Here is a 12,696-nt window from a genome sequence, read left to right on the forward strand (position 1 = left end):
CTGGTGCCCGGAGAGCGCCGCCGCGTTTTTCACAACGCCAACGTTACGTAATTACCCGGAGGGTCGCAAACCCGGGCCCCGGTGATCCGAACCACCGAGCCGACGGAGTCGGACGAACCTCGATCACTACAGTGCGTAGGATTTGCGCCGTGAACCGAATCGTCCGTCCGGTCTCCGGCATCCTGCTGCGCCGCCTCGCGCTCGCCTCGATCATCGCGAACGTGGGCATCGTCGTCACCGGCGGGGCCGTCCGGTTGACCGCCTCGGGCCTCGGCTGCCCCACCTGGCCCCGGTGCACCGACGATTCCTACGTCACCACGCCCGAGATGGGCGTGTACGGGGTGATCGAGTTCGGCAACCGGATGCTGACCTTCGCGGTGGGCCTCATCGCGCTGGCCACCGTGCTGGCCGTACTCCTGCACCGACCCCGCCGACCCGGGCTCCTCGCCCTGGCCGTGGCGGTCTTCCTGGGCATCCCCGCCCAGGCGGTGATCGGTGGCATCACCGTGCTGACCAACCTCAACCCGTGGGTGGTCGGGCTGCACTTCCTCGCCTCGATGGCGGTGATCGCCGCCGCGTACGCCCTCTGGCGGCGTATCGGCGACCCCGACGGCCCGCCCGTGGCCGTGGTGCCCGCACCGCTGCGCGCGCTGGCCCGGGTCACCACCGGCGTCACCGTCGCCGTGCTGGTCGTCGGCACCTGGGTCACCGGCAGCGGCCCGCACGCCGGCGACCACGGCGCCGCCCGCAACGGGCTCGACCCGGAGACGATCTCGCAGGTGCACGCGGACGGCGTCTTCCTGCTGATCGGGCTGTCGGTGGCACTGATCTTCGCGTTCCGCGCCGTCGGCGCCCAGCGGGCCACCCGCGCCGCGATCGTGCTGGTCGCCGTAGAGCTGGGTCAGGGCCTGATCGGCTTCGTGCAGTACTTCACCCACGTGCCGGCGATCCTGGTCGGCGCACACATGCTCGGCTCCTGCCTGGTGCTGCTGGCCGCGCTGTCGGTGCAGTGGTCGACCCGTGAGCGCCGCCCGGTCACCCCGGCAGCAGATGTCGCAGCGACCCACGCCGAGGAATCCGTCCCGGTCACCGCCTGACCCCCAGGCGCGGCCCCGCGCCCCGCGCCTCGCGCCCCGCGCCTCGCGCCTCGCGCACCGAGGCCAAGATCCGCGCAACTTCGGGAAAAGTGCTGTATCCCGGGGCCCTGAGGCACCAACTTCACCGAAGTTGCGCGGATCTTGGCGGTGCGCGGTGGCGCGGTGCGCGCCGCGCCGGGGGCGGTCAGGCGCGGCGGGCCAGGTGGGTGGCGATCGCTGCGGCGAGGCGGTCCGGGGCCCCGTCGGCGTACCCCATGAAGAGCGACGGCTCGGTCAGCTCCAGCTCGACCAGGACCGGCTCGCCGTCGGGGCCGGGGATCAGGTCGACCCGGGCGTAGAGCAGCTGCCGCGTGCCGCCGGGCACCGTGGCGAGGGTCTTCTCGGCCACCGCGAGCTGTTCGGGTCGGGCGGTACGGGAGGTGATCTCCTCGGCCTTGTAGAGCCCGTCCGGGCCCAGGTCCGGGCCGGTCAGCATCGGCCCCTTGCGGATCGCGTGGCTGAACGTGAGCCCGCCCGGCCCTGCCAGGAAGAGCAGTGCCGTCTCGCCCTCGGTGTCGACGGCGCGCAGGTACGGCTGGACCATGGTCACCCGGCCGGCGTCGGAGAGCCGGCGGACATGTGCGGCGGCCAGGTCCCGGTGCTCCGGGTCGGCCAGGTCGTAGCGGCCGGTGTCCTGGCTGCCGGCGCTGACCGAGGGCTTGAGCACGTACTCGCCGGTCTCGGCGGGCGGTTGCCAGCTCTCCCCCGGCTCGACCCAGGACGTCGGAACGGTCGGCACCCCGGCGGCGGTCAGCTCGGCCAGGTAACGCTTGTCGGTGTTCCAGCGGACCACGTCGGCCGGGTTGACCAGCGTTGGGACGGTTGCCGCCCAGGCGACGAACTCGTCGCGGCGCAGCGCGTAGTCCCAGGGTGAGCGGAGCACGACCAGGTCGTACGCGGCCCAGTCGACATCGGGGTCGTCCCACACCACGGTGTCGACGGCGATGCCATGGGCGCTGAGCGGGGCCAGGACCAGCCGGTCGTCCGGGTCGAGGTCGGCGAGGTCGGCGCAGGTGACGAGAGCGACCCGGGGTTCCCCCCGGGTCGACTGGTGATCGGTGGTCAATTCAGGTGTCTATTCAGCGGGCCATCGTGCGCCGGGCCATCGACCGCCACAGGTCGTTGCTCGGACGCATCTGGTCCATCAGTTCACGCTCCCAGGCGTTCTCGACGGTGACTCCCGCCTTGGCGCACGCCTCCCGGGCGGTGACGGTGTCGTCGGCGAACTGGTCGCCCCACTCACCGTCGGACCCGACCAGGACGATTCGCGCGCCACGCTTGCCGACGTACTCGATGACCGCCTTCGCGCCGCCGTGCCCGGCGGCGAACGCCTTGAGGCCCGCAACCAGGCCCTGGGGCGTCTGCTCGCCGGCGGTCTGCTCGGCCGTCAGCGTCGTATCGGAACCATCTGCCATGACGCGAAGCCTAAGCAGACTCGCACCCTCTCGGGCGAGAACCATGAACCTTTTGTGATGCCAATTACCTACAGGTTTAAGGCTGACCACAGGCAAGCTGTCCGTTTATATACGGACTTTTCATCGGAAAACTTCGCGGCAAACCTCTGCGCATCCACCGCAGGTTGAGCCCATCCGGCTCATGCCGAAAGTTACCCTGATGTGACGTTAAACCGGACAACTCATCCATGGGCATGATTAGTCGGACGACGAACGCCACCCACCCGATACGGCGGGGCGGAAACGCGAGGCGGGCGTCAGACGCGACGCGGGCGTCAGATCAGCGCGTCGAGCGCGACGGCCACGAACACGATCGTCAGGTACGTGGTCGACCAGTGGAACAGCCGCATCGGCTTGACCGCCTCGCCCCGCGTCGCGCGCCGGCAGAGTCGGTGTGCCTCGACGATGAAGATGGCGCCCACCACCAGGGTCGGCACGCCGTAGATCGCGCTGAGCCCCAGCGGCCAGACAGCCAGGGAGGTGAGCACGGTGAGCCACGCGAAGATCAGGATCTCGGCGTTCACCCGTCGGGTCGACGCCACCACCGGCAGCATCGGGATGCCGGCCCGCGCGTAGTCGTCCTTGTATTTCATGGCGAGCGGGTAGAAGTGCGGCATCTGCCAGAAGAAGACCACCGCGAACAGCCCCCAGGCCGCCGGGGCCAGCCCGCCGGTGACCGCCGCCCATCCGATGAGCACCGGAGCGGCCCCGCAGGCACCTCCCCAGAACGTGTTCGTCGGGGTGGAGCGCTTGAGCCACAGCGTGTAGACGACGTCGTAGTAGACGATCGCGGCAAGGGTCAGCCCGGCGGCGAGCAGGTTGGTGAACGCCGCCATCAGGACGATCGAGATCGCCGCCAGCACCAGACCGAAGACCAGCGCGCTGCGTGGCGACACTGTGTGCGCCGGCAGTGGCCGACGCTTGGTACGCCGCATCAACTGGTCGATGTCCCGGTCGATGTAGCAGTTGAGCACGCTGGCCGCGCCGGCGGCGAGCGAGCCACCGATCAGCACGATGGCCATCAACCACAGCGACGGGAGCCCGCCCTCGGCGAGCATCATCGCCGGGATGGTGGTGACCAGCAGCAGCTCGACGATCCGCGGCTTGGTGAGCGCCACGTACGCCGAGAGGACCGCGCGTACGTCCCGCCGGGCCACCGGGCCCTCGGCCGCCCGCGCCGGGTGCTGCCCGGCCGGGTTGCTCGCGGGGCGCTCGGTGATCATGCTCACGGATTGCCACCTTCCGGCATCGGGCACGGGGAGATCGGATTGGTCGGGACCGCCCGGGTCCGCATACCGACCCACACACTACGCGTTGTCGTTTTGGCTGCCCGGCCGACCCGACAACGGTGCGGACGGTCACACCACCGGGTTGACCGGCGCGACGGGTTCGTCACGTAGCGCACACCATGCGGAGATCCCCGGGCGCGCGTTTAGGGACGCTCGATAGGGTCATCAGTGAGGGTTCCGCCCATCTGCCGAGGAGCACAACCATCGTGGCTGCCAAACGACCCGAGCACTCCGCACTGAACTGGTCCGACCTCGATCGCCGGGCCGTCGATACCGTCCGCGTGCTGGCCATGGATGCCGTGGAGAAATCCGGCAACGGCCACCCGGGCACCGCGATGAGCCTTGCGCCCGCGGCGTACCTCCTCTTCAACCGGGTCATGGGGCACAACCCGGCCGACCCGAACTGGCCCGGCCGTGACCGGTTCGTCCTCTCCGCCGGGCACTCCAGCCTGACCCTCTACATCCAGCTGTTCCTGTCCGGTTACCCGCTGGCCCTGGACGACCTCAAGTCGCTGCGGCAGTGGGGTTCACTCACGCCGGGTCACCCCGAGCACGGGCACACCCCGGGCGTCGAGACCACCACCGGCCCCCTCGGGCAGGGTCTGGGCAACGCGGTCGGCATGGCCATGGCGGCCCGTCGCGAGCGCGGCCTGTTCGACCCGGAGGCCGAGCCGGGCGCGTCGGTCTTCGACCACAACATCTGGTGCATCGTCTCCGACGGCGACATCGAGGAGGGCATCAGCCACGAGGCCAGTGCCCTCGCCGGGCACCAGCAGCTGGGCAACCTCACGGTGATCTACGACGACAACGAGATCTCGATCGAGGACGACACCCGCATCGCCAAGAGCGAGGACGTGGCAGCCCGCTACGAGGCGTACGGCTGGCACGTGCAGACCGTCGACTGGCGTAGCGGCGACGCCGACCAGGGCGACTACCACGAGGACGCCGAGGCCCTGCACGCCGCGCTGCTGGCCGCCAAGGCGGAGACCGGCCGTCCCTCCTTCATCGCCCTGCGCACCATCATCGGCTGGCCCGCTCCCAACAAGCAGAACACCGGCAAGATCCACGGCTCGGCGCTCGGCGCCGACGAGGTGAAGGCCACCAAGCAGATCCTCGGCTTCGACCCGGAGCAGACCTTCCAGGTCGACGAGGAGGTGCTCGCCCACGCCCGCACGGTGATGGGCCGCGGCTCCGACGCCGAGCAGGCATGGACCGGCGAGTTCGACGCCTGGAAGAAGGCCAACCCGGAGCGCACCGCGCTCTACGAGCGGATGGCCGGGCGGGTGCTCCCCGACGGCTGGGCCGACGCGCTGCCGGTCTTCCCCGCCGACGCCAAGGGCGTGGCCACCCGTGCCGCGTCCGGCAAGGTGCTGGAGGCGCTCGCGCCGGTGCTGCCGGAGCTGTGGGGCGGCTCGGCCGACCTGGCGGAGAGCAACAACACCACCATGAAGGGCGAGCCGTCGTTCATCCCGGCCTCGCACGCCACCAAGGACTTCCCCGGCCATGAGTACGGCCGCACGCTGCACTTCGGCATCCGTGAGCACGCCATGGGAGCGATCCTCAACGGCATCGCCCTGCACGGCGGCACCCGCCCGTACGGCGGCACGTTCCTGGTGTTCAGCGACTACATGCGCCCGTCGGTGCGGCTGGCCGCGCTGATGAAGCTGCCGGTGACCTACGTCTGGACGCACGACTCGATCGGCCTGGGCGAGGACGGCCCGACCCACCAGCCGGTGGAGCACCTGACCGCGCTGCGCGCCATCCCGGGTCTGGACGTGGTCCGCCCGGCGGACGCCAACGAGACGGCCTGGGCCTGGCGGATGGCGCTGGAGCACACCGACCGGCCGACCGCGATGGCGCTGAGCCGCCAGCCGCTGCCAACCCTGGACCGGGACGTCCTGGGCAGCGCGGAGGGGGTCGCCAAGGGCGGCTACGTGCTGGCCGAGGCGTCCAACGGCAAGCCTCAGGTGATCATCGTCGGCACCGGTTCCGAGGTGCAGCTCTGCCTGACCGCGCGGGAGCGCCTGGAGGCCGACGGCACCCCCACCCGGGTGGTTTCGATGCCCTGCCAGGAGTGGTTCTACGAGCAGGATGAGGCGTACCGGGAGTCGGTGCTCCCACGCGGGGTAAAGGCACGGGTGAGCGTGGAAGCGGGCATCGCGATGTCCTGGCGCGGCGTCGTCGGCGACCTCGGCGAGAGCGTCAGCCTGGAGCACTACGGAGCGAGCGCCCCGCACACCGTGCTCTTCGAGCAGTTCGGCTTCACCGGCGACCGGATCGTGGCGGCGGCGCACGCCTCGCTGGCCCGGGTGGGCGACATCACCGGTTTCACGACCGGCAACTGAGGGAGCGTGGACGGCATGACGGACAAGCTGAATGAGCTCACCGCCGCGGGCGTGGCGGTGTGGCTCGACGATCTTTCCCGGGTACGACTGAGCTCCGGCGGGCTGGACCAGCTCCGCCGTGAGAAGCACGTGGCCGGTGTCACCACCAACCCGACGATCTTCGCAAAGGCGCTGAGCGACGCCGACGAGTACAACTGGCAGCTGCGCGACCTCGCCACCCGTGGCATTGAGGTCGAGGAGTCGGTGCGGATGCTCACCACGTACGACGTGCGGTGGGCCTGCGACGTGATGCGCCCGTCCTACGACGGCAGTGCGGGTGTCGACGGCCGGGTCTCCATCGAGGTGGACCCCCGGGTGGCGCACGACAGCGACCGGACGGTTGCCGAGGCCAAGGCCCTGTGGTGGCTGGTCGACCGTCCCAACCTCTTCATCAAGATCCCGGCCACCGAGGAGGGCCTGTCGGCGATCACCGACACGCTGGCCGAGGGGATCAGCGTCAACGTGACGCTGATCTTCGGCCTGGACCGCTACTCGGCGGTTATGGAGGCGTTCCTCGCCGGCCTGGAGAAGGCCAAGGCCAACGGCCACGACCTGTCCACCATCGGCTCGGTCGCGTCGTTCTTCGTCTCCCGGGTGGATGCCGAGGTGGACAAGAGGCTGGAAAAGATCGGCTCCGAGCAGGCCAAGTCGCTCCGGGGCAAGGCCGCCGTCGCGAACGCCCAGCTGGCTTACGAGCGCTACACCGAGGTGTTCTCCTCCGACCGCTGGAAGGCGCTCGCCGACGCGGGGGCGCACCCGCAGCGGCCGCTGTGGGCGTCCACCTCGACGAAGAACCCGGACTACCGCGACGTCATCTACGTCGAGGAGCTGATCGCCCCCGGCACTGTCAACACCATGCCGGAGTCGGTCATCCACGCGTACGCCGATCACGGCGAGACCCGCGGCGACACCATCACCGGCGCCTACGACGCGGCCCGCAAGGTCTTCGCGGACCTGGAGTCGGTCGGGGTGGACATGGCCGACGTGATCGCCACCCTGGAGCGCGAGGGCGTGGAGAAGTTCGAGGCCAGCTGGCAGGAGCTGCTCGACGGCGTCCGCAAGTCGCTGGAGGCGGCGGCGAAGGGTAAGGGTTCTCCGAACAAGGCCGCCAAGGGCAACGCCAAGGGCGCCGAGAAGGCCGGTGGCGCATGAGCGAGAGCATCGAGCGAATCAGCAAGCTCAGTGCGCTGGTGCCTCATGACGGCACGCAGCGAAGCGGAGTGACGGCGTGAGCGAGAGCATCGAGCGAATCAGCAAGGCCAGTGAGGTGGCGGCATGAGTGACCTGTTGGCAGGGAAGGTGGAGGCCGCCGCCGGGCTGGCCGTGTACGGCGCGGACGCGGTCGACAAGTCCGCTCCCGCCTCGACCCGGGACGCGCTGGTCAAGGCCGGCGTCCCGGGCAAGCTGGCCGGCAAGGACGCGAGCCTGTGGGGTCCGGACGCCGAGGCCGAGGCGAAGGTCCGGCTCGGCTGGGTGGACACCCACCAGCGCAGCCGGGAGCTGCTGGCGCAGCTGGCCGAGCTGACCGCGGAGCTGGCCGACCTGGACCACGTGGTGCTCGCCGGGATGGGTGGCTCGTCACTGGCCCCCGAGGTGATCACGCGGACCCTGGGCCGCCCGCTGACCGTGCTGGACACCACCGACCCGGGCCAGGTCCGTGCGGCGCTCGGTGACCGGCTGGAGCGCACCGTCGTCGTGGTGGCGAGCAAGTCCGGTTCGACGGTGGAGACCGACAGCCACCGGCGCGCCTACTGGCAGGCGTTCCTGGACGCCGGGATGACGGAGGCGGAGGCCGGCCGGCACTTCGTCATCGTCACCGACCCGGGCTCGCCGCTGGAGGCCACCGCGACCGAGATGGGCGCGTTCACAGTGCTCGCCGACCCGAACGTGGGCGGCCGGTACTCGGCGCTGACCGCGTTCGGCCTGGTGCCCTCGGCGCTGGCCGGGGTCGAGGTCGCGGAACTGCTCGACCAGGCCGACGCGCTGGCCGCGTCGCTCGGCGCGGACCGGGACAACCCGGCGCTCGCCCTGGGTGCCGCCCTGGGCGCGGCGGCGACGCTGGCCCGGGACAAGATCGCGCTGGTCTCCGACGGCACCGGCATCGACGGGCTCGGCGACTGGGCCGAGCAGCTGATCGCCGAATCGACCGGCAAGGCCGGGGTGGGCATCCTGCCGGTGGTCGTGGAGTCTCCGCAGAGCCCCGGCGCCAGCGGTGCGGACGTGCTGACCGTCAGCTACGGCGGCGCGCTGGCACCTGGTCACATGCCGGGCGGCGGCGCGTCCCCGGACGTGGCCGTCAACGGCCCGCTGGGCGCGCAGTTCCTGGCCTGGGAGTACGCGACCGCGGTGGCCGGTGTGGTGCTCGGCATCGACCCGTTCAACCAGCCGAACGTCACCGAGTCCAAGGAGAACACCAACAAGATCCTGGCCTCGGGCCTGCCGGCGGAGACGCCGTCGTTCACCGAGGGCGCGATCGAGGTGTACGCCCCGCAGGGCGCCCCCGGGGACCTGGCCGGGGTGCTGCGCTGGCTGCTCGACGGGCTGGGCGACGACGGTTACCTCGCGGTGATGGCGTACCTCGACCGGTTCGCCGACGCCGACATGGCCAAGCTGCGGCCGCTGCTGGCCCAGGCGGGCGGCCGGCCGGTCACCTTCGGTTGGGGACCGCGGTTCCTGCACTCGACGGGTCAGTACCACAAGGGCGGCCCGCAGGTGGGCAGCTACCTCCAGGTGACCGGCGCGGTCGCGGAGGACCTGGCGGTGCCGGGCAAGCCGTACACCTTCGGTGAGTTGCAGGCGGCGCAGGCTGCCGGGGACCGGCAGGCGCTCGCCGGCCGGGAGCGCCCGGTGCTGCGGCTGCATCTGACCGACCGTGCCGCCGGTGTCGCCCAACTGCTCGACGCGGCCGGTGATCTGCGGGCGTGAGGATGGACGACGTGACTGAGGCGGAGCGAGGAGGTGGCTCGGTGAACCCGCTGCGCGACCCGCAGGACCGCCGGTTGCCCCGGATCCCGGAGCCCTGCGCTCTGGTGATCTTCGGGGTGACCGGCGACCTGGCCCGCAAGAAGCTGCTCCCTGCCGTCTACGACCTGGCCAACCGAGGGCTGTTGCCGCCGGGTTTCGTGGTGCTCGGTTTCGCGCGCCGCGACTGGGGAGACGGCGACTTCGAGACGCTGGCCTGCGAGGCCGCCCGCAAGCACGCTCGTACGCCGTGGCGGGACGAGGTGTGGGCACGGCTGGCCGGCAACATCAAGTTCGTCGGCGGGTCGTTCGACGACGACGCGGCCTTCGACCAGCTCGCCTCGACGCTGGACGACCTGCGCCAGACCCACGGCATCACCGGCAACGCGGCGTTCTACTTCTCCATCCCCCCGGCCGCGTTCCCCGTCGTGCTCAAGCAACTGGCCCGCACCGGGATGGCCGACAACGAGAAGTCCGGCGGTTGGCGTCGGGTCGTCGTGGAGAAGCCGTTCGGCAACGACCTGCCGTCGGCGAAGTCGCTCAACGACCTCGTCGACGACGTGTTCACCCGGGAGGACGTCTTCCGGATCGACCACTACCTGGGCAAGGAGACGGTCCAGAACATCCTGGCCCTGCGGTTCGCCAACAACCTGTTCGAGCCGCTGTGGAACTCCAAGTACGTCGACTCGGTGCAGATCACCATGGCCGAGGATGTCGGGATCGGCACCCGCGCCGGCTTCTACGACACCGTCGGCACCGCCCGTGACGTGCTCCAGAACCACCTCCTGCAACTGCTCGCCCTGGTGGCGATGGAGGAGCCGACCAGCTTCGACGCCGACGAGATCCGGGCCGAGAAGCTGAAGGTGCTCAAGGCCATCACCCTGCCCAAGGACGTCGCCCGGGACACCGTTCGCGGTCAGTACCTGCCCGGCTGGGTGGGCGGCGAGCGCGCTGTCGGTTACCTGGAGGAGCAGGACGTTCCGAGCGACTCCACCACGGAGACGTACGTGGCGGTGCGGCTGGGCATCCAGAACCGCCGCTGGGCCGAGGTGCCGTTCTACATCCGGGCCGGCAAGCGGCTGCCCCGGCGGGTCACCGAGGTCGCCATCATGTTCAAGAAGGCACCGCACCTGCCGTTCAACGACGCCGACATGGAGTCGCTGGGCAACAACCAGCTCGTGATCAGGGTCCAGCCGGACGAGGGTGTGGTGCTCAAGTTCGGCTCGAAGGTGCCGGGCACCACGATGGAGGTCCGCGACATCGCGATGGACTTCCAGTACGGCGAGGCGTTCACCGAGTCCAGCCCAGAGGCGTACGAGCGGCTGGTCCTGGACGTGCTGATCGGCGACCGCACCCTGTTCCCGGACGCGTCCGAGGTCGAGCAGAGCTGGCAGGTGATCGACCCGCTGGAGCACGCCTGGGCTGGCACCACGCCGGAGCCGTACCGGGCCGGCGAGTGGGGTCCACGCGCCTCCGACGAGATGCTGGCCCGCGAGGGCCGCGCTTGGAGACGAGCATGATCGGGCTGTGGGACACCACCGGCAACGAGGTGGTCAAGGCGCTCGCCGCCGAGCGGCGCAGTGCCGGCGGGGTGGCCAGCGGCATGGCGCTCACCCTCATCGTGGTGGTGGACGAGAAGCGGGTCCGGGAGGCGGAGGCGGCGGCGACGATCGCCGCCGCCGCCCACCCGTGCCGGCTGGTGGTGGTGGTTCGCTCCGAGATCGAGCGGGACCGCAACCGGCTGGACGCGGAGATCGTCGTCGGTGGCCGGCTCGGCCCGTGCGAGGCGGTGGTCACCCGGATGTACGGGCGGCTGGCCCTGCACGCCGAGTCGGTCGTGATGCCGCTGCTCGTCCCCGACGTGCCGGTGGTCACCTGGTGGCACGGCGAACCACCGGCGGAGATCGCCACCGACTTCCTCGGGGTGGTCGCCGACCGGCGGATCACTGACTCGGCGCAGGCCGCTGACCCGGTGGAGGCGCTGCACCAGCGTGCCCGGGACTACGCCCCGGGCGACACCGACCTGGCGTGGACCCGGATCACCCCGTGGCGGACCCTGGTCGCCGGGGCGTTCGACACCACCAGCGAGCGGGTTACCGAGGCGACAGTCGTCGCGCCGCCCAGCGACCCGACGGCGGCGCTGATGGTCGGTTGGCTGTCCAGCCGGCTCGGCATCACCCCGCACCGGGTGGACACCAACGAGTTCCCCCGGATGCGGGAGGTGCAGTTGAGCTGCGCCAACGGCGATCAGCTCACGCTGACCCGCGAGGAGAGCATGGCCGTTTTCCGGCGGACCGGCCAGGACGACCGGGCTCTGCCGTTGGTCCGCCGCCCGCTCGGTGACGAGCTCGCCGAGGAGTTGCGCCGACTGGACGCCGACCAGGTGTACGCGGAGGCGCTGGGTGCGACGGTCGGTCTGCGGGGGTTGGAGCAGCGTCCCCCGCAGCGGGTGCACGTCTGGAAGGATCCGGCCACCGCCCGGCGCGCCGAGGCCGGGGTCACCGCACACGCCGGCACCAGCGGCGAGGGCTGAGCCCGACCGGGGCACGACAACGTCGGGGCAGGGCCGGGTCACCCACCGGGCCCTGCCCCGGAACCTCCGGGGCACTCGCCCCGCCACCTCGGGCCTCCAGCCCGGGTACGACGCGACAGCGACCGCACGCGGTCGGGAAACGAAGGCGCAACCCATGAGTGAGGCGAGTGTCGCGGTCCACGCCGACGCCGATCTGCTGGCGCAGGCCGTGGCCGCCCGGTTGCTGGTGAAGATGCTCGACGCCCAGGCCGACCGGGGTGAGGCGTCGGTGGTGCTCACCGGCGGTCGGATCGCCGCCGCCGTGTACCGGGCGGTGGCGACGCTGCCCGCCCGCGACGCGGTGGACTGGTCCCGGGTCGACGTGTGGTGGGGTGACGAGCGGTTCCTGCCCGCCGGCGACCCGGACCGCAACGAGACCCAGGCCCGGGCCGCCCTGTTGGACGTGGTGCCGCTCGACCCGGCCCGGGTGCACCCGATGCCGGCCTCCGACGGCCCCGCCGGCAACGACCCCGAGGCCGCCGCGGCCTGGTATGGGGAGGAACTGGCCCGCGCCGCCGGACCCGGGCACGGCACGCTGCCGCACTTCGACGTGCTGATGCTGGGCGTCGGCGAGGACGGGCACGTGGCGTCGATCTTCCCCGAGCACCCGGTGCACTACGACACCCGCCCGTGCAGCGCCGTGCGGGGCAGCCCCAAGCCGCCGGCCGTGCGGACCACCCTCACCCTGCCGGCGATCAACACCGCCGAGGAGGTCTGGCTGGTGGCCGGCGGCGCCGACAAGGCCCGTGCGGTGGGCATGGCGCTGGCCGGGGCCGGGCCGGTGCAGTTGCCGGCCGCCGGGGTGCACGGTGTGGGTCGCACCCGCTGGCTGCTGGATCGGGCCGCCGCAGCCGACGTACCCGCCCGGCTGCGCAGCCTCCGCTGATCGACAGGAAGGGC

At 71.3% G+C, this 12,696-nt stretch carries 10 protein-coding genes; 7 read left to right on the plus strand and 3 right to left on the minus strand.

All coding sequences use genetic code 11. The annotated features are described in order from the left end of the window. Window positions 1–131 precede the first annotated feature (131 nt). Entirely contained in the window at window positions 132–1,097 is a 966-nt protein-coding gene (locus tag FBZ33_RS21325) for a heme A synthase (protein WP_185755374.1), read from the plus strand. 184 nt (window positions 1,098–1,281) lie between these two features. Here the strand turns inward: FBZ33_RS21325 and FBZ33_RS21330 are convergent, their stop codons facing one another. The 3 genes from FBZ33_RS21330 to FBZ33_RS21340 form a co-directional block, all read right to left on the minus strand. After that, a complete protein-coding gene (locus tag FBZ33_RS21330) occupies window positions 1,282–2,202 on the minus strand; it encodes a RimK family alpha-L-glutamate ligase (protein WP_141910432.1) in 921 nt (306 codons plus the stop codon). Window positions 2,203–2,215: 13 nt separating this feature from the next. After that, window positions 2,216–2,551: a hypothetical protein gene (locus tag FBZ33_RS21335; protein WP_088949242.1), complete on the minus strand. Its 336-nt coding sequence runs from the start codon at window positions 2,549–2,551 to the stop codon at window positions 2,216–2,218. Between the two features lie 314 nt (window positions 2,552–2,865). After that, the gene (locus FBZ33_RS21340; protein ID WP_088949243.1) at window positions 2,866–3,819 is read right to left on the minus strand and encodes a heme o synthase; all 954 of its coding nucleotides are present in this window, start codon (window positions 3,817–3,819) and stop codon (window positions 2,866–2,868) included. Window positions 3,820–4,085: 266 nt separating this feature from the next. Here FBZ33_RS21340 and tkt point away from each other — a divergent pair, with 266 nt between their 5' ends. From tkt to pgl, 6 genes are all read left to right on the plus strand, one after another. Further along, the gene (tkt, locus tag FBZ33_RS21345) at window positions 4,086–6,224 is read left to right on the plus strand and encodes a transketolase (RefSeq protein ID WP_141910433.1); all 2,139 of its coding nucleotides are present in this window, start codon (window positions 4,086–4,088) and stop codon (window positions 6,222–6,224) included. 15 nt (window positions 6,225–6,239) lie between these two features. Further along, the gene (tal, locus tag FBZ33_RS21350) at window positions 6,240–7,415 is read left to right on the plus strand and encodes a transaldolase (protein WP_088949245.1); all 1,176 of its coding nucleotides are present in this window, start codon (window positions 6,240–6,242) and stop codon (window positions 7,413–7,415) included. Between the two features lie 123 nt (window positions 7,416–7,538). Further along, window positions 7,539–9,188 carry a glucose-6-phosphate isomerase gene (locus FBZ33_RS21355; protein WP_141910434.1) on the plus strand — a complete coding sequence of 550 codons (1,650 nt, stop codon included), beginning with the start codon at window positions 7,539–7,541 and terminating at the stop codon, window positions 9,186–9,188. A 2-nt stretch (window positions 9,189–9,190) separates the two neighbouring features. Further along, window positions 9,191–10,744: a glucose-6-phosphate dehydrogenase gene (zwf, locus tag FBZ33_RS21360; RefSeq protein ID WP_099855793.1), complete on the plus strand. Its 1,554-nt coding sequence runs from the start codon at window positions 9,191–9,193 to the stop codon at window positions 10,742–10,744. Beyond that, complete coding sequence (locus FBZ33_RS21365) at window positions 10,741–11,757, plus strand: glucose-6-phosphate dehydrogenase assembly protein OpcA (RefSeq protein WP_141910435.1); 1,017 nt, start codon at window positions 10,741–10,743, stop codon at window positions 11,755–11,757. Before zwf ends, FBZ33_RS21365 begins: the two co-directional genes overlap by 4 nt. A 154-nt stretch (window positions 11,758–11,911) precedes the next feature. Continuing rightward, on the plus strand, window positions 11,912–12,682 hold the full coding sequence (gene pgl, locus FBZ33_RS21370) for a 6-phosphogluconolactonase (protein ID WP_088949249.1): 771 nt from the start codon (window positions 11,912–11,914) through the stop codon (window positions 12,680–12,682). The last annotated feature ends 14 nt before the right edge of the window (window positions 12,683–12,696 follow it).

This window comes from Micromonospora sp. A202, assembly GCF_006715105.1.
GTDB classification, from domain to species: Bacteria; Actinomycetota; Actinomycetes; order Mycobacteriales; family Micromonosporaceae; genus Micromonospora; species Micromonospora zamorensis.